The following is a 23,705-nucleotide window of genomic DNA, read 5'->3' on the forward strand; positions in this document are numbered from 1 at the left end:
ACTGCTATGCTTGAGTGCTATCTGGGTCAGGCGCCTTTATTCATGATATATATCAATAAACTGAATCTGTTACCAAAAAAATTGCTGCCATCAGCGGTGGTCTGCACTATGGGGGCGCTGCCTTTACAAGGACTTGCAGCCGAGCTGACGCCTAACATCACCCTCAAAGGTAAAGGCGAGTTCAGCGTCATGCAAGTGCAGCAACAACCCCATGGCTTACAGCCGTGGTGGCAAGGTGGCACCGGCCAGCTTGCTTATGAAAAAAATGGGGTGCAGGCCGGGCCACAACTGCTGGCACTGCAAATTGATACAGACAGCAGCTTATCAGCCACTTTACATGGCCAGTGGCATCGCATTCCAACCGCCGATTTAGGTGTCACCGAAGCCTGGCTTAGCTATCAGCCTTTGCCCATTGCAGGCTACCGGCTGCGTGCTAGAGCCGGATATTTTTACCCGGCGATGTCGCTGGAAAATACCGATACCGCCTGGTCGTCACCCTATAGCAGCAATTTTTCGGTGATCAACAGCTGGCTCGCCGAAGAATTACGTGCCCGGGGCCTGGAATTTAGCCTGAGCCGACCCGGCCGTTTCTTCAACTCAAACTCCAGCTGGCAAGGCGTTGTTGGTTTATTTCAGGGTAATGACCCACTGGGTTCAATCATCAGTTGGCGTGGTTTTGCCAGCCATCCATTTCAAACCAATCTTGGGGAAGAAGTGCGTTTTTCCAATTATCCCAGTATTCGCGAAGGCTTGCTGGCGCCGCAACCGGCCTGGGTGCAGCCAACGCGCGAACTGGACCATCGCACCGGCTACTATCTCGGTCTGCACTGGACCCATCAATCTGATACCGAATTGCGCCTTTATCATTACGACAACAACGGCGATCCGCTGGTATTCCGCCATGGCCAATATGCCTGGGATACGCAATTTCAAAGTCTGGCCTGGCAACAACAGCTCAGCGAAAACTGGCGGCTGGTTAGCCAATATCTTACCGGCAGTACCGAAATGGGTCCGCAAGCAGTGCTGCTGGATTATCAAAGCTGGTTTAGTCTGCTGCATTATGATGGCGGCAATTACCGGTTAAACCTGCGCTATGATCACTGGCAGCAGCAGGATTTGGATCAGTTTCCCGGCGATGACAATAACGGCAATGGCCATGGCTGGAATATCAGTCTGCAGCTGCCTTTAAGTACCGCATGGATGCTGGCGCTGGAATGGAGCCGGCTGAACAGCCATCAGGCCAATCGTGCACAATGGGATGGCTGGCCGGTACAGCAGAGTTTTCAGCAGCTGCAGCTGGTCGTCAATTGGCGATTTGATTAGAGTCGATAGCGCGAGCAAATCATTACTTTTAAATCAATTTACTTTAAATCAATGAATTACTCGAGATTGGCAGCAGTTCAGGATAATGCCAGCCACACCCCAACCAGCAACATCAGGCTACCGGCGATGCGATTGAGTAACCGCACATTATGCTCTTGGGCGAAAATCAGCCGCAGCGCTTTACCGCCACTGGCGTACAGCAGCAAGCAGCCAAATTCCAACAGCAGAATGATGCACATCAACACCGCCAGTTGCGGCCAGAACGGTAATTTAGCATCGATAAAAGGCGGCAATAACGCCATATGAAAGGCCCAACCTTTGGGGTTGGACACCGCGGTTAAAAAACCTTGCCAAAAAAGCTGTCGGCGGGACACCTCAATTACAGTACCAGCCGCCGGAATAGCCAATTTTCCTTTGGACTGCCACATCTGCACACCGACATAACAAAGATAAGCCCCGCCCAGCCATTTAAACGCCACTAACAGCTGTGGCATTCCGAGCAATATCGCAGCCACCCCCAGCACAGCTGAAGTTGCCACCAGTGCCACGCCGAGCATTTCACCCCACATCATCCACAAAGTGCGCCGCACGCCAAGGCTAATGCCCAGTGTCATCGACAACGTCATACAAAGGCCGGGAGTAATAGATACAAATAAAAAGGTCGGAATAAACACAGATAACAAAGTTAAATTAATCATGGAGTTGATCACCGGCTTCGTTGCTGGCTGCAGCCTCGGTACGACCTTTGGGTGGGCCAAACAAAATGGCTATTTTTGTTTTGAGTCCAGTGCCCTGCTGCCGGTCTTGTTGTAAATCAAGCCACATCCGCCGCCATTCAAAAAAAGTGATGGTCAGTGGATTCACCGATTCAAAATCTTCGGTGATGCCATAGACACAAGGCACTTCAGCCACTTCGGGTTGAAAAGTACCAAACAAACGATCCCAAATCACCAACACCCCAGCGTAATTTTTGTCGATATACAAAGGGTTACAGGCATGGTGCACCCGATGCCATGCTGGGGTATTAAAAATCAGCCCCAGCACGCCCCAATTAGCGCCCCAGCGGGTATGCACAAAAAACTGGAACGCCAGATTAATTGCCACCACCGCCAGCACCAGCTGCACGTCAAAACCGAGCAACACCAGCGGTGTCCAGAATAACCACATACCGGAAATTGGGTAAGTCAGACTTTGCCGAAACGCAGTGCTGAAGTTCATCAGCCGTGAGCTGTGATGCACCACATGCGACGCCCACAACCAGCGAATTTGATGCGAAGCGCGATGAAACCAGTAATAGAGAAAATCCTGCAGGATAAACAACAGCACTAAGTTGGTCAGATTAAACGGCAGCGAATACACTGCAAACTGGCTCAGCCAAAAGAAAAACGGTAATAACAACAGCAACGACAGCGCATCACCGGCCTGGTGCATTGCAGCCAGCCCGAGATTGGCCAGACTGTCACGCCAGTGATAAACGCTTTGGCGCTTGCGCTCCGACTGATACCACTCAAAGGCGATAAACAGGAAAAAAATCGGACTTAACAGGATTAAAATCAATTCAACCGGGATCACGGACAACCTCTGCACAAATATACCCGTCATCCTTGAAGATTCGGGGTTGTTGCCTTCGCTCGCTCGCCCCAGTCACATAGGACAACTATGCTCCTGGGGTCTCGCTCCTCGTCGCCTACCCGAATCTTCAATGATTTTGGGTATACTGCTGCGTCAGCAACTGCTTAAACTTCACGTCAATTACAGCGACTTTACGCCAACAGCCCAGTGCTGCAAACCATCCGGCCACAAAAAAACCATAATTTTTGCACTGCTTTTGTGCTTTGCTGCGCAATTTGCAGGCATTTCACAGGCCGCTCGAAACATCAAACTTAAAAGTCTTTTAAATTCAATTTCTTGCATCATGCTTTTGCTGGTATAGCCATTGCAGCACCGTTCACAGACATTGTCGCGAGACTGCCATCTGGCATCGCTAGACTGGCGCCATGCCAACTGCCAGCAGCCTGCATCAAGCGGCGCAATTCAAGGAGTGTCAATTATGTCTGAATTATGGCTACGCAATCATCCGCAACGCGACTTACTGGAAAAAGAACTGCAACAGCGCTTTTTTAAGGCACTGACCGCGCCTTGCCGCATCTGTCATTTTATGCTGACGCTCAACGGAAGTTCGCGCAGCGCCGAGTTTCAATTAATGCAACAACGGGCCCGGCAACACGGCATTGAGCTACAAGAAGGCGACACCGATTTAGAGCTGCAATTGGGTGATATTCAGCTGCGCTGGGAGCGGCACAGCGAGTTTTCCACTTACAGTTTTATTCATCCTGGCGCCAGCGCCAGCTTTGTCGACCCAATGCAGTTGCTACCGGATTTACACTGGTTCAGCGAGCTGCCAGGTCAGTTATTTAGAGTGGTGCAGCTGATTGTGCTGCCGTCGAGCAGCATCAAGTCCGAACCGGAAATTGCCGGCTTATTTGCCGCCGAACACTGTATCTCCAGTCTGGTGGCCAGTAATCAGGCACGTATTTGGACCGATTTTCGCAAACACCCTGAAGGCTCCGGCCGGATGCTGGTACAGGACGAAGGGTTGTCGCCAAGCGCACTGGCACGATTAGTCCAGCAGCTGTTTGATTTGGGAAACTATCGTAAACTCAGTCTATTAGGCTGGCCATTAACGCGTCAGGCGGTGCACCAGTTGCATCAACTCGAACAGCAGTTGTCAGATATCACCCACCGCATCGAGCAAAAACAAGGCTCGGACGAGCAACTATTGCAGGAAATCAGTCAGATGGCGGCGCAAACCGAACATCTGATCGCCAACAATAGCGCCCGGCTTGAAGCCAGTGGCGCTTATTATCAACTGACGCTGGACCGGCTCAAAGCGCTACGTGAAACACCGTTAGCCGGGCTGATGTCATTGCAGGATTTTTCAGAGCGAAGGTTAACCCCGGCATTTCGCACGGCGCAGTCGGTGTTGAGTCGTCAGCGCAGTTTATCCAACCGGCTCGGGCGCTCGACCGAACTGCTACGCACCCGGATTAACCTACAGCTGGAGCGGCAAAATACTGCATTATTGGCGTCGATGGATAAACGAGCTCGCCAGCAGCTGCATCTGCAAACTGCTGTCGAACGGTTATCAACGGTGGCGATTTGTTATTACGCGGTGCAGTTGTTAGACAAAGCGCTGACGTCGTTAGCAGCGTTTTATCCACCCTTACCCCTGCAAATTTTACAGGCTTTGAGTTTACCGCTGGTGATTGTCGCGACCGGCTGGGTTTGGTACCGCTTGCGAAAACCAGCGAAACAGCCGGTTTAACCGGCAGCCGGAAACTGCAACTGTAAACTCAGTTGTTGCGATTGTTGCTCTGGAGCTTGAGTTTGCTGATAACTGAATTCACCAGCCAGCTGCGCTGCCCAAAACCGTGCCGCTTGCAGCCGTTGCTGTAGCAACGTTGTGGCTTGAGCCGGGTTTACCACAAGTGCTGCAAGTTCTTGCGCGCATTGTCGGGCTATCACGTCACTCAGCTGCAGTTGCAGCCGGAAGGTTATCCGGGTCTGGAATGGCAGCAGTTCAAGTGTCACGGCACTACCCGGCGTGGCCAGCACACAAGCCAACTCCAGCAAACCGCAAGCCATTTGCCAGCCGCGATGGCGATCCAGCTTCAACAGTTCACTGATAGATTGCGGCTGCCAGAGCAGCTGAAGATCTCTGGTTGTGGCTTGTGGCTGATACAACTGCACCACATCGGCAATCAGTTGCACGACTTGGGCCACTGGTACCGAAGGTGGAGAGCTTACTGACGGTAAAGGCTGCACCACAGGCTCAGTGCCGGCGAGTGCTTCACAATAAAACTGCAGTAACCAGCTCAGATGCTGCTGCAAAAATAGTCCGCTATCGGCGGTGGCTGAAGGTGCGGCACAATGTGCCACCGCCAGGCTCACTTCCAACTGACACAAAGCCGCCAGCTGGCGTCGCGTATCCGTCTGTTGTTGCTGCAACGTCTGATCCTGTATGGTGCAGCAAAGCCTGATCGCATCGCCTTCTGCCGCCCGCACTACATAAAAATGCACCAGACAATACAGCTGCCGTCCCTGGCGGCTAACAAACCGGTAATGCTGCAGATCCTGATCCGGGCCATGTGCCAGTAACCGTTGTAAATCCTGCCGAAACAGCGCCAACGCCGATGGATGCAGCAAATCAAACAACTGTTGTGGCTCGGGGTTCGGCTGTGGGCCGGTAAAATCGAACATTCGCCACCAGATATCGGCATAGAAGGCGCTGCCAGTGCGTAAATCAAACTCAAACCAGGCCAGCTGACTGGCTTTGAGTGCCAGACTTTGCCGTTGTTCGTCCAGCAACAGTAATTGGCGTTGTTGCTGCACGTGTTGCTGCAACTGGTCCGCATGACATTCCGCCTGATACCGGCGTAAGTTCAAATGGCTCAACAACAAAAACAGCAGCACTAAAGCAGCAGAGCCCAACAACACCAATTCGTATTCGGCCAGCGGTAACAACTCGCGCTCGAACATCTGGTTATTTTTGATGTGTAAAACAAAAGGTTGACCATACCAATCCAGATGACGGTGTTGGTGTAATGCCACGGAAGGCAACAACGAAGCGGCCGCTGCTGTTGTGGTGGAAGTTGTGGTTGACGTTGCGGTCGAAGCTACGGCAACACTCCCGCTGCGACGTTCAAACAACAACTGCCCGGCATCCACTTCTAAGCCACTTGACCACCGTAGATCAGGCAACACCGTTGCCGGATCACGCCAGCCATCTGGCAAAATATCCTGCACCCGAAAGGCCGCGTAGACAAAACCTAATAGTGCCGCTTGTTTTTGCTCAGCGGTGGTTAAAGGCACATTGTGTTGATAAAGCGGCAACATCAACACTAAACCGGGTTGCTGCGCCCGTTCGCCATCCTGTTGCAATGAAACTTTGCCAGTGATGGCCGGCTGATTCAGACTGGCGGCGCGCATCGCGGTTTGCGTCCGTAATGGGTCGGTTAGCATGTCATAACCCAGCACCTGGCTATTTTGTGGCGTTGCAGGCTGAATATGACTGACGATGGCATAGTGCGAACGATCGCCGCCGGGGTGCAAAGTGACGGTTGCAACGGATTGCGCTAACCCCTGGCGGCGCTGTAACTCGCGGTTCAGCTGCTCCAGTAAGATCGGTAATTCGACCGCCCGACGGTAACTGACGACGCCAAGTGCCTGAATACCCGGGTAAAGCTGGGGTAACTTTAAGCTTTCGACATAATGTTGCCATTCGGCCTGACTGACATACTCAGACGACGACACATAAGCCGCATTCGCCGCCAGCAATAATTCGATATGTTTCAGTCGTTGCTGCAGTTGCTGTTCGATCCGGTCGGCATGTTGTTGAAAAACAGCATGCTGTTGTTGCCGCAAATGTTCGCTGTAATGCTGCCAGTAATAAATAACCAGCGGCAAAATAAAACACAATCCGAGCCAGGTTAGCCAGTTATGGCGACTAAACCATAACCGCCAGCCATGGCCAGATACCGGCTGACCAGGCTGACTGTGGTTGAGCGTCGATGGCAGCAACGGTTCGGTGATCAAGGACAAACACCCATGTTATTCTTTGCGTCCATAACATAGATCGCCGGCATCACCCAGCCCGGGCACAATATAGGCCTGCTCGTTCAGGCACTGATCGACAGCGCCAAGCCAGAAGGAAACCGGGAAGTCGAGCTGTTGCTGCAACAAAGCCAGACCTTCCGGCGCCGCTATTGCAGCCGCAATATGTAAACTGCGGGGTTCGCCGTGACGTTTGAGCAGCTCCCATACTTTTAATAATGACGAACCAGTGGCGAGCATCGGGTCAATTAAAATTAAATCCCGTCCGGCAATCTCCGGCGCAGCGCTGTAACCTAAGAAAATATCCAGCTCGCTGGCATTGGCGCCTTCCTGTCGATAAGCGCCGACAAAACCACTATCAGCCTGGTCAAACATTTGCAGAAAACCTTCATAAAACGGTAACCCAGCGCGCATCACACAAATTAATACCGGTTGTTGTTCTAAATTGGCGACGGTGGCAGTGCCAAGACCGGTTTGCAAGGTTGTTTGCTGATAAGGCAGTTGTTTCGAGACTTCATACGCCAACAATGCGCCCAAGCGTTGTAAATTCTGCCGAAAACGCCAGCGATCTTGCTGAATTTGCGGATCCCGCAGTTGCCGCAGTATGGTTTGCGCGATGGAAAGTTGTTGTTGTAATTGGAAAATATTCATAGCAGGTTCCGAAAATGACACTGCCTACAGTGTATACAAGGATTTAGCAATTTGCGTCTGAAAAATACCGGCTTTTACAACGCTGAACAGTTTGCCCTTGAAAAATAGTGGCCGCTCTCCCATTTCTGACGATAGCCGCGCTGATGGCAGCGTCTCTTTAACAAGGGTCTTTAGACTTGGGTTTTGAATGAACTGGCAAACCGCAATTATTTTAGTCGTTATGAGCCTGATGATTGGCTGGCTGTTATCACCTGTTTGGCGGCAATCGCTTAGAAAACAACGCATTGCCGCGACTCCGTTTCCAACCCGCTGGCGCAAAATTTTAAAGCAGCAATTGCCGTTGTATCGTGCATTACCGGCAGATTTACAGCTGCGACTGAAAAAACTCATTCAGCTGTTTCTGGCGGAAAAGCAATTTATTGGCTGTGAAGGCCTGGAAATAACCGACGAAATCCGCATCAATATTGCTGCACAAGCCTGTTTATTAATGCTGAATCGCCCCACCCAACTGTTTCCGAATTTAAAAACTATTCTGGTGTACCCGGCGGCTTATCAGGTGCCACAAACCCAGCCAGATGCAGCCGGTGTGGTGCATGACCAGGTGCAAATCAGGCTCGGCGAGTCCTGGCAACAAGGTAAAGTGGTGTTATCTTGGCCAGACAGTCAGCACGGCGCCGCCGATCCAACTGACGGCCACAATGTGGTGCTGCATGAATTTGCCCATCAACTGGATCAGGAAAATGGTGCTGCCAACGGGGCGCCGTTTCTGGCCAGCACTGAAGCGTATCGGGTGTGGAGCAAGGTTTTGGGCAGCGAATTTCAGACGTTGCAGCAGCGTTTGGCGCAAGGACTGCCTTCGTTATTTGACCCTTATGCAGCAACCAATCCAGCGGAATTTTTTGCGGTAATCACCGAAGTGTTTTTTGAACAAGGCCAGTTATTTCAGCAACAACATCCGGCGCTTTATCAGCAACTCAAGCAATATTACCGGCTGGATCCGGCGTTATGGAGCCAATAAGGTTTTTTAGAGCCTCGGAGCCGAGGATGACGGGTTTAAATTAGGTTTTCCTTATTCAGCCATGATTCAGTGGCTGACGACGATATTCATTGCAACGCCATCGTTGGAATATCGCCGCAGGAGGCATATATGAACAACACTCGTCCAGACAGCGCTCATCATCAAAGTAACCAGCCGAAGCTGTTACTTGCGCAAACTCACCGCGTGATCCAATGCGACATCAATCCTGAACTGGATCACCGCGGCAATGCAGGCAACAGCAATATGGATCGCCAACCTGCCAAGCAACATCTGGCAGAAAATGCCCAAGGCGGCCGCTGGCAGCAACTGCTGCAAAGCCTGAAAAAAATCATCCTGCCCGGGTTATTGACGTTAAGCACAGTACTGGTGCCGCAGGCTCAGGCGCGGGATGTCAGCATCAGCGTGCAAGGGCAAATTCAGCCGGGCGTTTATGGTCAAATCCAGGTCGGTCAACCGACGGTGCGGGTTTACCAGCAGCCGGTTTACCAACAACCTGTTTATCGTGAACCGGTGCACGTACATCAGGATTACGCGCCACAATTCGCACCACAAACAGTATACGTGCAGACTGTGCTGGTGCAGGCACCGAAAAAACATCGCAAACACTGGAAAAAATATTGCCATCATTACGGCGCCTGTCAGCAACGGGTGCAGTTTGTGGAAGTGGATTACCGGCCACGTCAGTATGAAAAAGTCTATGTTTACCATGAACGTGACCACGGCCGTCGTGAGGAAAAACGCCATTACCACCGTGGTCATGATTAATTCATGCAGCGGAGTTCAGCGCTCTGACTAAAAACGACAACCGGAAAAAAAGGTCGCACTTTGCCTGACAACTCAGGATAATGGCGGCCTTTTCGTCCATCAGGAACTTTTTATTCATGAAGATCAGCCAAAATACCGTGGTGCAACTGCACTATAAACTCAGTGATGAAAACGGCTTGCTGGAAAGCTCAGCCCAAAGCGAACCGCTGTTATATCTGCACGGTCACCAAAATATGTTACCGGCAATTGAAGCTGCACTTACCGACAAAACCATCGGCGATAAGCTGGATCTGGTGTTAGCACCAGCCGATGCATACGGCGAGCGCCGTGACGACGCAGTACAAAGCGTGATGGTCAAACATCTGCAAGGCGCCAAAAAATGGAAAGCCGGCATGACCGCAGTGGTTGAGACCGAACAAGGCCCACGCCAGGTGACTATCGTCAAAATCGGCATGTTTAAAGCTGAAGTCGATACCAACCACCCACTGGCTGGTAAAACGCTGACCTTCAACTTTGAAGTGCTGGATGTACGTGCCGCCTCTGACGAAGAAATTGCCCATGGTCATGCGCACGGTGTTGGCGGTCATCACCACCACTGATATCTGTATACCCTTCATCCTTGAAGTTGCAGGGTTGTTGCCGTCGCTCGCTCGCCCCAGTCACATAGGACAACTATGCTCCTGGGGTCTCGTTCACTCGTCGCCTACCTGCAACGTCAATGATTTTGGGTATAGTTTTAGTGCAAAACATTAGTGACAAACGAAGATGGATTAGAAAATTCAGCTGCAATGACCGGCCAAACCAGTTAAAATCCGCCGCTGAGCCAGCCGCCACTCTAAATGGAAATTACGTTGCCTACGCCCCCGTCAGTTGAAAAAATGCAGTTTGATAACTACCGTGAACCTTCCGCGCCGAAATCGTATAGCAGCGAAGCCGACACAACTGCACGTCAGCCGAAAAAAGTCCGTCGTAGCCTCATTCCCTGGCTGTTGCTGTTATTGCTGATCGCCGGAACTGTCTTGGTTGCATATGAAATGCACACCGCCAACTACAGCGCCAAACCCATCAGCGACTATGCCAAAACTCTGACTTATCAATTAAAATCTGGCCCGTCCAACAACATCGTTTACCCGCAAGCCGGCCCGTTCGATGAACGCCATGGTTACAGCCGACTGCCGCAATTATTACCCCGGCTGCTGGACCGTAATTTCCGCATTATGGCACAAACTGAATTTTCTCCGGCGCTGCAACACTACGCTGAACAAGGCTTGTTCCCGCCTTATCGCGAAAAAGTGCAATCAGGCTTATTTTTAGCCGATTGTCGTAACGAAACCTTATTCGATTTTAATTACCCACAACGGGTCTATCGTGACCCACGCGAAATCCCATTGGTCGTCGCGCATAGCCTGCTGTTTATTGAAAACCGTAATTTGCTGCGTATTCCGCCAATGGCCAACCCGGTGATGGACTGGCCACGTTTTATCATGGCGGCAGCCAGTCAAGTGGGTAAAGTGTTGTCGGTGGGCGGCCAGTCCGCCGGTGGTAGTACCTTGGCCACCCAGATTGAAAAATTCCGCCACTCGCCGCAGGGTTTAACCCGCAGCTTTAAAGATAAAGCGGTGCAGATTATTTCCGGTACCATCCGCGTTTATGCACACGGCACCAATACCATGGGTATGCGCACACGAATTGTGCAGGATTATTTAAACACAGTGCCGTTATCATCAGCACCAGGCCATGGTGAAGTGCATGGCGTGGGTGATGCGCTGTATGCCTGGTTTGGCAGTGATTTTGCCAAAGCCAATCAGTTACTCAGTAACCCGGAACAACCGGCAACCGCCAGTGAACGGGCGCAATATTTCCGCCAGATTGTTGCGCTGATGATTGCGCAGCGCCGCCCTTCTTATTATTTGCTGCAAGGCCATGATGATCTGGAAGAGCTCACCAACAGCCATATCCGGCTGTTGGCGAACGCCGGTATTGTCGATGCTTCCTTACGCGATTTAGCATTGTCACAGAAACTCACCTTCGTCCGCGCGAAACCGAACCAGTCACAAGCCGAACAGGATGCGCGAAAAGGCATCAACGCCGCCCGGTTGCGTTTAGGGAATTTGTTGAATCAACCAATGTACGATCTGGACCGGTTAGATCTCAACGCTCACAGCGCCTTACACGGTGAAGTGCAGCAAAAAGTCAGCGCCTATTTACGTAGCCTGGCGAACCCGGACACGGCCGCCAAATATGGTCTGATTGGTGAGCGGCTGTTAAGCGCCAAAGGCACCGCCGAAGTACTGTACAGTTTTACCTTGTTTGAAAAAACCAGTGACGGTAACAGAGTGCGGGTGCAAACCGACAGTACAGATCAACCTTTTGATTTAAATGAACATAGTAAACTGGAGCTGGGTTCTACCGCCAAACTGCGGGTGCTGGCCACTTACCTGGAAATTGTCGCCGAGCTGCACCAGAGTTTCGCTGACGAATTACCGGTCAACTTGCTGAATCTGGATATTGCGCCGCAAGACCATATCACCCGTTGGGCTTCACAATATATGGCGCAAACTTCAGATCGCAGCCTGACCGCCATGCTGGATGCAGCTTTACAGCGCACCTATTCAGCCTCCCCTGCCGAACGGTTTTTTACCGGTGGTGGTTTGCAGGTATTTAATAACTTCGATAATAAAGAAAACGGCAAGGTGCCAACTGTGGCCGAGTCGTTACAGCAATCGCACAACCTGCCATTTGTGCGGTTGATGCGCGATATCGTGGCATATTCCAGCAGTTATCAAACCCTTGGCAGCAGCTCGTTGTTACTGCGCAGCGATAAAGATCCAAAACGGGAAGAATACCTGCGCCGGTTTATCGATAAAGAAGGCACCGAATTTTTACGCAAATTCTGGCGCAAGTACCAGCAAAAACCGGCCGATGAACGTCTCGAAGTATTTTTTGACGGCTTAAAACAAACACCGGATCGCTTGGCCGCAGTGCACCGCTATTTATTACCGGAGTCTGATTTTGCGCTATTCAGCCGTTTTTTAATCGACAAACTGCCGGATGAACAACTGACACCGAAAAAACTGAACGAGTTGTATAACAAATACGGTCCGGGTAAATTCAGCCTGCCGGATCAGGGTTATATCGCCAAAGTGCACCCGCTGGAACTGTGGTTACTTAGCTACATGAACAAAAACCCGGATGCTAAGTTTAACGACGCCGTGGCGCAAAGCAGCGAGCAACGCCAGCAAGTGTATCGCTGGTTGTTTAAAACCAGTAACCGTAGCGCCCGCGACAACCGCATCCGCATTATGCTGGAAGTTGAAGCCTTTCTCGACATCCACCAGCGCTGGGCCAAACTGGGTTACGCCTTTGACCACTTAGTGCCGTCATTGGGCACGGCGTTGGGCAGCTCCGGCGACCGCCCGGCTGCGCTGGCTGAACTGATGGGGATTATCCAGAATGATGGCGTGAAGCTGCCCACCATCCGCATCGACAGCCTGCATTTTGCCGCCAAAACACCGTACGAAACCATGCTGCAATATAACGCCAGCGCGGGTGAACGGGTGATGCGACCAGAAGTGGCACGGGCGCTGAAGAAAACTTTGGGTCAGGTGGCTGAGCTTGGTACCGCGAGGCGGTTGACCGGCAGTTTTATCAAAGCCGATGGCAGCGCGCTGAAAATTGGCGGCAAAACCGGCACCGGTGATAACCGGGTCGCCACGCAAGTAGTACGTGGCAAAGTGATGGCATCAACCGTTAACAACCGCACTGCCACTTTTGTGTTCTTCTTAGGCGACAACTATTTTGGCACTCTGACCGCTTTTGTGCCGGGCAAAGGCGCCGACGGTTTCAGCTTCACCTCCGCCCTGCCACTACAAGTGCTCAAAGGCATGGCACCGCTGATTAAGCCTTATGTGGTGAAAAATAGCCCGATGTGTGCAGTCCCAACTAAATAAAACTGTTAAGCCCTTGTCCTTCAACTGTTTTTGAAGGACAAGGCCGCAATGCCAAGCTGCCCAACCGGCCAACCGGCCAACCTTGACCTAGTGTTCCAAAAGCGTTATTACACTTGCCAACTGGCTGCAAACGCCCCGAATCCCTGCATCAGCAGCTCCTGCCTTAAAGCAATCATTGGTCCTTCAGCACTTCGCACAGTACCTGTTTTTTTCCTTTTCAAAACAAGCGACTTCAGTTAGTCTTAACCAGCGTATTACCTATTAACAAAACGTTGATGTTACAACCGACTGAAGCTTTTGGTTCAGCATCAATTCGAAGTTCCAACTCAGCTAATTTTAGGGATAGATATGTCACTGATCCATGTTATCGAGCAACTGGGTACCAATGCAGCATTACAGCAATTAAGTCAGGCACAACTGATGGCGATGTTTAGTGATGCGGCTACCGATAAAAATCAACTGGAAGCACTTTTAAAAGGCAACGTTGATGGTTTGTCAGAGTTGCTGGAAGTTCCGGTTTATCGTTGCGTAACGGAAGTCGCGTCGCAAGATGATGATTCTGCTGAAGAAGAAAAAGTAGAACATACCATCCAACAGTCTATCAATTTACAGTAACTCATGAACTGAAAATTTTAATTGAACCCCGAGGCGGTACTGGCAGTTGTCAGATTATTGAGATTGCCAGTACCAACTCGGTGTTTTTTCGCAAAGTAGACCAAGTCTATTTGTTTTGAATTTTACGGATAAATCTAAACTTCTTCAAATAACTGAAATTGAAAAAAATGTGACGATAATTTGTATCTGTGCATTTCGCCTAGTTACTATTTTTCTTTTCAAAACAAACGACTTCAGTTAGTCTAAATAGGCTTATGAGCTATTAACAATAGCGTTGATGTGAGAACTGATTTAGGCTTGTGGTTCAACATCAAATCGAATTTCCAATCAGCTAATTTTAGGGATAGATATGTCACTGATCCATGTTATCGAGCAACTAGGCACGAATTCCGCATTACAGCAATTAAGTAAAGTGCAATTGATGGACATTTTTAGTGATGCGACCACAGATTCAAATCAATTAGAAGCATTGTTAAATGGCAATGTTGAAAAACTCTCTGATTTACTTCAAGTTCCGGTTTATCGTTGTGTAACAGAACACGCAACCGAAGAAGAGGAGTTGCCTGGTAATAATGAGTGTGAGAAATCAATTCAACAGTCTGTCAATTTGCCACAACTCCTGAACTGAAAATTTTAATTGAACCACGAGATCGGTACTGGCAATTTCAGACTACTGATATTGCCAGAAACCGTTTCGGAGTGTTTTCAAATAGAATACCGAAGTTATTAATTTGAAACTTCAGGAATAGAGTTTTAGCTAGATCTATTAACTGAAATTGAAAAGATTTAGACTCCATCAGAGCGTTGAAAACTTTGCCATAACAGGTTAAATGTTCCTTCTTCGTTTGATGGATCCATGTCTTTTAAAAATAGCCTGGTTCGGTTACGCTGAGCGGGCTTGTTAATTTTTTACAAATTTTTGATGTTAATAAAGATTTTTATGCCCATTTAAACATCAAATCATAGATCCAACGTAGCTAATTTTGGAGTTAAATATGTCACTTATTCAGGTTATCGAACAACTGGGCGCCAACTCGGCATTACAACAATTAACCCCGGCAGAACTTAAATCTTTATTTACCAACGACGAGATCGACAATATCCAACTGGAAGCAGTTGTAAGTGGTGACATTGAAAATTTAAATGCACTATTGAATACGATAGTATATCAGTGTGTTGTACAGGTTCCTGCTGAACAAGAAGATGAGCCTGTAGAGGAAGATGAACAAGAATCATCGAAACAATCTATTCATTTACAATAACTGAGATTCCGTGAACAGCCTTATTTCTATTTTGGGTGTGGTGTTACTACTCATAGTAACACCGGTTCTGGCCAATGAAAAATTATCTGAATTATTTGCTAAAATAGACCAGATTAAAGCATCAGACCCTGCGCAATTTAAAGTTTTATTGCAACAGATTGGTCAGTATGACCTCGCTTCCAACGATCTACAATACTATCTGTATTTACAAGGCTACCACGCTCAATATCTCGGCGAACATGACAAAGCTTTCACATTTTATGAAAAATCTTTATTAGCCGGTAATTCAATAGATATAGAGTACAAAGTTCTAGCACTACTTTCAAACTTAATGACTGTTAGACAAAATATTACAGCGGCGTTTAGCTACCTTTTTCAGGCTATGGCTCTGGCCGACAAAGTCTCGGATCCCAATCTTAGACCCATGGCAAAAGTAACAGCGTTAACAACATATATGAGCATGAAGCTCTATCAAGAAACACAAAACATTAGCTTGGAATTGATCGAAGATGATATCCAAGGCAGGTACAGATGCGTTGCTATTTTTTATAATGATTACAGTACGCAAGAATTGACACCAGACAAAGTATCGTTGGAACGTTTGCAAAAAGGTGCTGACTATTGCATTAGCCAGAATGATCCTTTAACTGCGTTGTTCGCACAAGCATTGGTAGCCAGATACTACCTATTCCATCAAGACTATACCCAAGTGGAAAAAGTTATTAATGCCCATCTTCCCGCAGTTGAAAAACTTGGTTTTGCTCACCTTATAGGTCATTATTATGTGCTTCTTACTCAGGCGCAATTGGCATTGAATCAGCCAGATTCAGCTGAAAAAACCTTAGGACTGCTTTTTACACTGCAGCATCAATTGTCTACTAGTGAACCTATGGTCGAAGGGTACCGTCTAAAAGCTCAGCTTGACGAAATACAGGGTCGTGACACTAAAGCATTGCTAGCTTACAAACAGTATGTACAAGCTGACAAAATTTACAAAAACACACTATCACTCCAGCAAACTGCTTATCATCTTGCAAAAAATGAAATCCTTAATAAAAACCAGCAAATCGCCCTGTTGGAGAAAAATAACACTTTACTGACATTGGAAAATGAACTGGCTGTTGCAGAAAATGACAATAAAAAACTACTGATTGCCTTACTATTAACCACCTTGGTTTTTATAAGTTATGTCGCCTTCAGAGCATTTCGTAATAGCAGTATCTACCGAAAAATTGCCGAAAATGACAGTTTGCTTGGCATTAGTAACAGATACTATTTTACAAAAACAGTGTCCGCATTGTTGGTGACCAGCAAACCAGCCCAGCAGATTGATGCCTTTATTATTTTTGATTTAGACTGGTTTAAACAGGTAAATGATCGACATGGTCATTTAACCGGTGACTGGGTGTTAAAAGCGGTCGTTGAGCATTGCCGGCAATTTGTTCGTAACGTCGATGTTTTTGGACGGATCGGCGGTGAAGAATTCGCGATTTTTTTACCGGCCTGTACCGCGGAGAAAGCCGCATTGCTGGCGGAAATTCTACGGGATGTGATTGAGCAAATTGACTGCAGCGGCAGTGGCCATCCGATAAAAACTAGCGCCAGTTTTGGGGTCACTTGCACCGACCGCTCTGGTTATGAACTGCGGCAACTGTTCCGTGATGCCGATATCGCCCTTTATCTGTCAAAAAACCAGGGGCGTAATAAAGTGACTTTATTTGAACCCACTCAACAAAAAGAAAACCCTGCAGCACTATGACTTATCCCATTCAAAAGTTTATTCGAAGCGCCCGTTTAAGTTTATCTGCAATGACCCAGGCAGAACTGACGCTGTACCAGAATTTGTATGCTGATCCTGTCACGATGCAATATATCGGTCCCTGTTTTGACAAAGAACAAAGTGCGGTGTTTTTTCAGAACTGCCTGAAAAGGATCAAAAAAGCCGATTCCGGCTGGCATTTTTTTGCTATTCAGCTTCATAACCAAAAAGATGCCATTGGGTTTATATCGCTGATAAAAAAACCATTTGTTGAGGCTCCATTTGAGCTTGGCATTATATTAAGTGCAACCGCCCGGGGTTTAGGTTATGCCGACGAAGCATTAACGGCATTATTTTTACACTGTTTTATTGGAGCCAAGGTACCGGCTTTATTGGCTTGTGTAGACCCACGCAACCTTGGCGCCGTGAAACATATCAAACACTTTGGTTTTGTTGACGCCCCTGCTGTGCTTAAAAAAAGTGCTGAGCTCAATAGCTATTTATTACATGCAACTGCTGACAACATCAGCTACCTGCGCACACTCAGCCAACAATTTTCCGAACAACAATTTGACAAACCGCAACCCGCTCTGGCTGAAGCCTGAACTTAACAGCAGTTTCATTTGATAACACTCTAAGGAATTCCCATGCAGCCAGGCAGCATTGTGATCGTTGGCACCGGTATTACGTTAGGCTCGCACATCAGTCCGTTATCACGCAGTTATATTGAAAATGCCGATGTGGTCTTTGCCGGGGTGGCCGATGGCATTACCGAACTTTGGCTCAAAGAAATGCATCCAGATGTGCGTAGTTTTGCACCGCTGTATGCTGAAGGTAAATCACGCCATATAACCTATCAAGAGATGATTGATTTAATGCTAGTCGAAGTGAGGCTCGGCAAAAAGGTTGTTTGTGCTTTTTATGGTCACCCCGGCGTCTTTGCTTACGCACCACATAAAGTGATTGAACTGGCTCGTGCCGAAGGTTATGCCGCTCATATGGAGCCTGGCATCAGCTCTGCTGACTGTTTACATGCTGCGCTAGGTATTGACCCGGGTAAAGTCGGTTGTCAGTATTTTGAAGCCAGCCAGTATATGTTTTATCAACGTAATATCGACCCAACAGCCTATCTGGTGTTGTGGCAAGTAGGCATCGCCGGCGATAAAAGCCATGCCCGTTTTGCCACCGGCGCCGCCTATCGCCAGGTGTTGGTTGACTTGCTGGCCGAGCACTACCCGCTCAGCCACGAAGTTATTTTATACGAAGCCGCCAGCCTGCCCTTTCAACAAGCGCGGATCACCCATTTACCACTCTCAGCATTACCCGACGCCGAGATGAACCTGAAAACCACCATGGTGGTGCCCCCTGCCCGCAAGCTGGAGAAAAACTTGCAGGTTCTGGCACGGCTGGCAGCTATACGCGCTGCTGAGTTGGAAGCTGCGGCATCCACTGCCGAGTTTGAAGTTCCTGAGGGCGAATATCAGGCCGCTGAGATTAGCAACTGAAGCATCAGCGCTAAGCCGCAACAACCTCCTGCATGGCGCTGCGCACTGCAGGGATCAACCGCCGACTGACTGGCACCTGCTGCCCGCCAACGAGTAACAACACCGCACCACTGCCACTGTCGGTATCGGTGGTGGTACGAAATTGCCGGACATGCCGGACATTCACCAGGTAAGAGCGGTGCACCCGGATAAATCGCGCCGGTAATTGCTCTTCCAGCGCTCTAAGCGTTCCGCTATAGAGCTGCTGACGACCATCCAACAGCAAGATTTCGGTATAGTCGCGTGCTGCCTGACAATAAGCAATCTCGTCAATCGGCAACAGCTGCACTTTACCGGCACTGGTTAAGGTTAGATTCGCCTTTGGCTCGGTGGCGCCATGTTGTTGCAGCTGTTGCTGTAATTGCAGAATTAACTGTTGATCGGCCAGTTGCAATTGCTGCTGGTGCTGATGTTGCACCGCCTGCTCAATAAACAACGCGCACAGCAGTAGTGTCATCAGTACAAAGGCCAGGATCTCCTGGAAAATACCGGTTAGCAGCACCGCGAGCAGCACATACAACAACAATAACAACGCACTGCTACCGGCACCGTTCGCAACCGGATAATCCACGTCCTCGGGCGTGCGCCAGCGTAAGGCAGCCAACACCGCGGCAATGCACACCGGTAAAAAAGTTGCGACGGCAATGCGCGCATCAAAACTGTCCAGCCAAAGCAGCACCGGCAGCGTCAGCAGCACAGTCGCTACCAGCCAGTAGTGCCATTGTGCGCGTTGATACCGTAGCGCCGTAAGTAACAACAGGCAACCGCCAAAACCGCAGGAACAGCACAAAATGGCCAGCAGCCGTAGATCGTGCATAGGATAAGGATATCCCACCAGACCCCGCACCATTTCCAGCCATAACTGACCTGCAGCAAAAAAACAGAGCAGCGCTAACAGTGTATTCTGCCAGCGTCGTGGCATGATCGCCGAATTGGCAAACACCGACGTTGCTGATTGCTGACTACGCAGCGCCAACACACTGAAATACAACAGCCCTGTCAGTAAAATGCCCAGCAGTACCAGACCCAGTTCGCTATGTTGCTGCAGATATGCATTGGCATCGCGATAGGGGCCAATGCCAATAAAATGAATGGGCTGGGCCAGTGTCAGCCAGCCATGTTGGGCCGACATCTGCACCACCAGTTGATTCTGGCCAGGGCGCAATAAGGACGATGGCAGATAAAAACGGCTATCCATCGCCCCCGGCACTTCATCTGCCGCCAGACCAGGACGACCATTGCGACCAATCAGTTGACCATTCAGATAAACCGCACTGGAGGCTCTGGCGTTAATAAACAGTGCCTGCGGCGTTGTTGGTTCTACTGTGGGATCGTGCGGCTGCGCTGAGGGCAACTCAAATGGTAACTGCAACCACAGCAGCCGCCCTTGTGGATCCGCAGTAACGTCGCTTTGCTGCTGACAGCCCACTTCTTGAAAGTCTGTTGGCATTGCTTGAACTTGCTGACCATCACACCAGGCCACAATCGCAAGCTGTTGCAACTGCGCTGGCATCATCGGCTGGCGCAATACCAGCCACAGGCAAGCCAATAACAACAACAGCAGCGTGATCCCACCATAACGGGAAAAATGAACTTTGGTCGGGTGCAACGTCTGCATTTACAACTCCAGAGTGGGGAAAAAGTCCGCCATTTAGCGGAAAAAACACTACCGCTCAGCGTTTGCGCTGTACTTTCCAATACCGCTGGCAGAATAGCACTCGCCGGCCGGTAACGGGCTTGCTTTACTTCGACAAAGTAAACCAAGGAGAGCATGTTATGTTATTGAAATATATAAGTACAAGCAGTCAATGTCGCCAAAAGATTGGCCGGGTATTATTGCTGAGCGTCAGTGCTGTTGCGGCAAGCGTTGTTCCGGCCTATGCGCTGGCTGTCAGTGGTACAGCTAGCAGCGTAGCGACACTCGCAACCAGCATTGCTTCGACAGCCGCAGTCACCAAAAAACCACGGCAGTACGCCAACGAAACAGCCATCAAGTTTACGGCTGGCAACGGCGATAGCATTGCCGCGTTCAGTGGATTCTTTATGGTGCCGGAAAACCGCCAGCGTGCTGGTAGCCGTCAGCTTAAACTGCATTATGTGCGTTTCCCGGCACACACCGATCAGCCGGGCTCACCGGTGGTCTATCTGGCCGGTGGACCTGGCGGTTCTGGTATTCACACGGCGAAAGGCCCGCGTTATCCGCTGTTTACTGGCCTCGGCCAACATGCTGATGTGATTGCGCTGGACCAACGCGGCACCGGTTTGTCCGCCGACATGCCAAATTGTGTGTCGAAGGTGGTGGTGGACGTGGCTTATGTATTGAACATGCCGGCTCAGGAGCAGCAACCGCTGGATGAGCAAAAGTTTGCGGCGCTGCACCAACAAGCAGCCCAGGAATGCAGCCAGTTCTGGCAGCAACAAGGCGCGGATGTACTCGGTTATACCACAGTGCAAAATGCGCTGGATTTAGATGATTTGCGTCAGCATCTGGGTGCCAACAAACTCACATTATGGGGCATTTCTTATGGCACTCATCTGGCGTTGGCGGCCAGCAAAATAATGCCGGAACGGCTGGATAAACTGATCTTAGCCAGTGTTGAAGGGTTAGACCAAACCGTCAAACTTCCCGAGCAAACCAGCCTTTATCTAAAGCGCGTGCAACAACTGATTGCACTGGATCCGGCGCAGCAAGCACGCTGGCCAGACATTGCAGCGCTGATGCAACAAGTGCTAACCCAACTGAAACGTGAACCCATTCAGCTTTATCTGCCGCAAGCTGACGGTAAAACCAGCCCATTTTTATTTCAGAGCTTACATTTACAACTGCTGACCTCAATGTCTTTGGCCGATCCGAATCAGCGTTTGGGTCAGTTGTTGCAGTTATATCAAGGTCTGCAAGCGCAACCCGAGGCGATGAAACCAATGCTGACCGAACTTATCAGCAGCGGCATCTTCGACGGGTTCGCCGCCGGCCCTATCCAGCTACGATTAATGCCGTTAATGACCGATCTGGCATCCGGCATCTCCCCAAAGCGGCAGCTGTTGTTTAATCAGCAGCAACCCAGCGCTCTGATCGGCGGCATGCTGAATTTCCCGATGCCACAGTTAAACGGCAGCATCCCGGGGCTTGATTTGGGCGAAGCCTTTCGTCAGGAAGCCAGCCACGCTATCCCTACCCTGGTGCTCAGTGGCACCCTCGACGGCCGCACTTATCTGGCCGAGCAACAACAGGCAGTGGCCGGACTCACCGCAAAACAACTGGTGACAGTGCGTTACGGCGGCCACAATTTGCTGGAAAGTTCACCGCAAGTGCTCACACTTATCCAACAGTTTTTAGCCACCGGAAAAGTGAACCAGCACCTGATTGAATTACCAGTCCCTGACTTAAAACTGTCAGCGGCTCAGTGATTAAGGAGATGGCGCCGCCTGCGATGCGGGCGGTGCTTTTTATGATTGGTAGTAAAGGTTGAAGTTTGAGCCTGCGACTAGCTTTTGTTTACCCAATTTTTTGACCCAAACCCAGTGCCAATAAAGTGCCGACCAGGGTTGTGATTACCACCGATACTAAGGATCCAATCAACACATACTCGGTCATGCTGCGGTCTTTGCTTTTATTCAATTCACCAAATCTGAAAATTGATTTCGCCGCCAATACAAAACCCACGGCTTCATAACTTCCGACCAGGGTAAAGGTCAGAATTAACAAGCGCTCTAAATAGCCGATTAATTCGCCCCCAGCGACAATACCACTGACCTGACTTCCCCCGCTGCCGCTGGATATTGGGTACTTTTTTAAGATGCTTCCAATCACAATCGAGGTGGGTTTAAGAATAAGCAAATAACCAAACAGTACCATCACCGCGTCCGGGAACTTCGGGTGCTGCAATACTGCATCCACCGTGACACCGCCAGTCAGATAAAGCGCAATGGCCGCAAGTACCAATACATGTAAAGCCTGATCAATCATAAAGGCTGAAAAGGTCTCACCATTCGGTATCGTGACCTTCCACAGATCAATCATAAAATGGCTCACTGCGACGATACCAACCCAGCAAGCAGCGACGCGCCAATCAACGCCTAGCACTATTGCCGGAATTAATATCGCCACACCATGCAACAGTGAGTGAAAGTACAGCTCCGGTGAGCGGTAGGTGTGCGCTTTTTTGGCTTTGACCCATTGCAGCGGTTGCAGGTAAAAGTCACAGAGGATGTGCATCAGCAAGAACAGCATCAGCACACTTAAAAATTCAGCCATGTTTTAGCCCTGCAACCTGGTTGATAAACCGCCAATTGAGTTCATTAATCAGCGGCCAACCTGAAGCTTTTAGTGACTTACTCGCAGTAGCGGTTGCCACATCCAGCTGTTCGGCCAATTCGTTAATCGATAAAACTTCCGTTGCTTGCAGCATCGGCAGCATGACTGCACATTGCCGCGAAGTTAATGCAGTGAGTTGGCGGTCAAGGTACTTAAAAAGCAACTCAAACTGTTCAGTCAGCTCTTGGCTCTCAGAGCTAAAAACCAACCTGTCACCCTTCAGGGCTTTTAAACCACGACCAGAAAGCACAAATGCTTTTCCCATCGATTGTGACACCAACGCCCGCAGATCAGCCTGCGAAGCGATGGCAAAACTTATTCGGCTATCAAATTCTTTACCAAGCGCTTTAATGCCAATTCGATAAATAAGGGTATATTTCAAAGCGCATTCAATATCATGCACCACCGACTGAAACTCATCGCCCCGCTCAATACTGTGTGCGTTTGCTACATTGCCCGCAGTGATCAATTGTTGGATATCTTTGATCCGCTGCAGCAGTGTTTCAAACTGCGCTGAGCTCAGCTTCGTTGAATTGACAATATCACCACTGATCACGGCAATAGCTTGCTGGGTAAGCTCCACAAAAAAACTCCTTTTTATATCCGAAACCAAATTTAGCCATTTTCAGCTAAAAATGCAAATTTAGCCATTTTCGGCTAATAACGAGCGACGGAGTGTGTGAGTGAAATATGGATCATTAGCCATATTTGGCTAATTTTAGCAAATTAGCTGTTTGCGGCTAAACGTTATCAGGGGTTTGATTGCGGCTTTGTTGTTTTAATACGTGACACTTTATCGGGTTTAAAAGCAGAGATTTTTGCGTAGATCTAATTTGAGCGAATTATAGTCGTTCAGATCAGGTGCTCTC

21 protein-coding genes are annotated in these 23,705 nt (G+C 49.4%); 13 read left to right on the top strand and 8 right to left on the bottom strand.

The features are described 5' to 3' along the window. The first annotated feature begins 42 nt into the window (after positions 1-42). Positions 43-1,323, top strand: a complete 1,281-nt coding sequence (locus A5320_RS15085; protein ID WP_157605894.1) for a hypothetical protein — start codon at positions 43-45, stop codon at positions 1,321-1,323. Positions 1,324-1,400: 77 nt separating this feature from the next. Here the strand turns inward: A5320_RS15085 and A5320_RS15090 are convergent, their stop codons facing one another. From A5320_RS15090 to A5320_RS21985, 3 genes are all read right to left on the bottom strand, one after another. Then, positions 1,401-2,021, bottom strand: coding sequence for a LysE family translocator (locus A5320_RS15090; protein ID WP_068066389.1), 621 nt, complete (start codon positions 2,019-2,021; stop codon positions 1,401-1,403). Continuing rightward, a complete protein-coding gene (locus A5320_RS15095) occupies positions 2,014-2,925 on the bottom strand; it encodes a sterol desaturase family protein (protein WP_082971796.1) in 912 nt (303 codons plus the stop codon). Before A5320_RS15095 ends, A5320_RS15090 begins: the two co-directional genes overlap by 8 nt. A 150-nt stretch (positions 2,926-3,075) precedes the next feature. Next, the gene (locus A5320_RS21985; protein WP_197490130.1) at positions 3,076-3,237 is read right to left on the bottom strand and encodes a hypothetical protein; all 162 of its coding nucleotides are present in this window, start codon (positions 3,235-3,237) and stop codon (positions 3,076-3,078) included. Positions 3,238-3,373: 136 nt separating this feature from the next. Between A5320_RS21985 and A5320_RS15100 the strand changes: the two genes are divergently transcribed. Beyond that, positions 3,374-4,648, top strand: a complete 1,275-nt coding sequence (locus A5320_RS15100) for a DUF3422 family protein (protein ID WP_068066392.1) — start codon at positions 3,374-3,376, stop codon at positions 4,646-4,648. On the opposite strand, the gene A5320_RS15105 is transcribed toward A5320_RS15100, so the two are convergent. Beyond that, on the bottom strand, positions 4,645-6,918 hold the full coding sequence (locus A5320_RS15105) for a CHASE domain-containing protein (protein ID WP_068066395.1): 2,274 nt from the start codon (positions 6,916-6,918) through the stop codon (positions 4,645-4,647). The genes A5320_RS15100 and A5320_RS15105 overlap by 4 nt on opposite strands. Before the next feature lie 15 nt (positions 6,919-6,933). Beyond that, positions 6,934-7,587, bottom strand: coding sequence for a uracil phosphoribosyltransferase (gene upp, locus A5320_RS15110; RefSeq protein ID WP_068066398.1), 654 nt, complete (start codon positions 7,585-7,587; stop codon positions 6,934-6,936). Between the two features lie 187 nt (positions 7,588-7,774). Between upp and A5320_RS15115 the strand changes: the two genes are divergently transcribed. The 10 genes from A5320_RS15115 (at position 7,775) to A5320_RS15160 (ending at position 18,482) form a co-directional block, all read left to right on the top strand. Then, positions 7,775-8,605, top strand: coding sequence for a zinc-dependent peptidase (locus tag A5320_RS15115; protein WP_197490131.1), 831 nt, complete (start codon positions 7,775-7,777; stop codon positions 8,603-8,605). A 129-nt stretch (positions 8,606-8,734) separates the two neighbouring features. Continuing rightward, positions 8,735-9,391, top strand: a complete 657-nt coding sequence (locus tag A5320_RS15120) for a hypothetical protein (protein ID WP_068066401.1) — start codon at positions 8,735-8,737, stop codon at positions 9,389-9,391. A 116-nt stretch (positions 9,392-9,507) separates the two neighbouring features. After that, the gene (locus A5320_RS15125; protein WP_157605900.1) at positions 9,508-9,990 is read left to right on the top strand and encodes an FKBP-type peptidyl-prolyl cis-trans isomerase; all 483 of its coding nucleotides are present in this window, start codon (positions 9,508-9,510) and stop codon (positions 9,988-9,990) included. Positions 9,991-10,242: 252 nt separating this feature from the next. After that, positions 10,243-13,341: a transglycosylase domain-containing protein gene (locus A5320_RS15130; protein ID WP_068066871.1), complete on the top strand. Its 3,099-nt coding sequence runs from the start codon at positions 10,243-10,245 to the stop codon at positions 13,339-13,341. A 348-nt stretch (positions 13,342-13,689) separates the two neighbouring features. Next, positions 13,690-13,956 (top strand): hypothetical protein, encoded by a 267-nt coding sequence (locus tag A5320_RS15135; protein WP_068066406.1) that lies wholly within the window; start codon positions 13,690-13,692, stop codon positions 13,954-13,956. Positions 13,957-14,305: 349 nt separating this feature from the next. Further along, the gene (locus A5320_RS15140) at positions 14,306-14,584 is read left to right on the top strand and encodes a hypothetical protein (protein ID WP_068066408.1); all 279 of its coding nucleotides are present in this window, start codon (positions 14,306-14,308) and stop codon (positions 14,582-14,584) included. Positions 14,585-14,951: 367 nt separating this feature from the next. Then, a complete protein-coding gene (locus tag A5320_RS15145) occupies positions 14,952-15,218 on the top strand; it encodes a hypothetical protein (protein WP_068066410.1) in 267 nt (88 codons plus the stop codon). 10 nt (positions 15,219-15,228) lie between these two features. Beyond that, entirely contained in the window at positions 15,229-16,977 is a 1,749-nt protein-coding gene (locus A5320_RS15150; RefSeq protein ID WP_157605906.1) for a GGDEF domain-containing protein, read from the top strand. Then, positions 16,974-17,582: a GNAT family N-acetyltransferase gene (locus tag A5320_RS15155; RefSeq protein WP_068066415.1), complete on the top strand. Its 609-nt coding sequence runs from the start codon at positions 16,974-16,976 to the stop codon at positions 17,580-17,582. Before A5320_RS15150 ends, A5320_RS15155 begins: the two co-directional genes overlap by 4 nt. A gap of 42 nt (positions 17,583-17,624) precedes the next feature. After that, positions 17,625-18,482: an SAM-dependent methyltransferase gene (locus A5320_RS15160; RefSeq protein ID WP_068066418.1), complete on the top strand. Its 858-nt coding sequence runs from the start codon at positions 17,625-17,627 to the stop codon at positions 18,480-18,482. Between the two features lie 10 nt (positions 18,483-18,492). On the opposite strand, the gene A5320_RS15165 is transcribed toward A5320_RS15160, so the two are convergent. Further along, positions 18,493-20,139, bottom strand: coding sequence for a LytR/AlgR family response regulator transcription factor (locus A5320_RS15165; RefSeq protein ID WP_068066421.1), 1,647 nt, complete (start codon positions 20,137-20,139; stop codon positions 18,493-18,495). Between the two features lie 158 nt (positions 20,140-20,297). Between A5320_RS15165 and A5320_RS15170 the strand changes: the two genes are divergently transcribed. Beyond that, the gene (locus A5320_RS15170) at positions 20,298-21,929 is read left to right on the top strand and encodes an alpha/beta hydrolase (RefSeq protein ID WP_082971798.1); all 1,632 of its coding nucleotides are present in this window, start codon (positions 20,298-20,300) and stop codon (positions 21,927-21,929) included. 88 nt (positions 21,930-22,017) lie between these two features. Here the strand turns inward: A5320_RS15170 and A5320_RS15175 are convergent, their stop codons facing one another. Next, positions 22,018-22,776: a DUF3307 domain-containing protein gene (locus tag A5320_RS15175; RefSeq protein ID WP_068066423.1), complete on the bottom strand. Its 759-nt coding sequence runs from the start codon at positions 22,774-22,776 to the stop codon at positions 22,018-22,020. Beyond that, positions 22,769-23,419 carry a hypothetical protein gene (locus A5320_RS15180; protein ID WP_068066426.1) on the bottom strand — a complete coding sequence of 217 codons (651 nt, stop codon included), beginning with the start codon at positions 23,417-23,419 and terminating at the stop codon, positions 22,769-22,771. Before A5320_RS15180 ends, A5320_RS15175 begins: the two co-directional genes overlap by 8 nt. Between the last annotated feature and the right edge of the window lie 286 nt (positions 23,420-23,705).

The organism is Rheinheimera sp. SA_1 (assembly GCF_001669775.1).
Classification (GTDB): Bacteria; Pseudomonadota; Gammaproteobacteria; order Enterobacterales; family Alteromonadaceae; genus Pararheinheimera.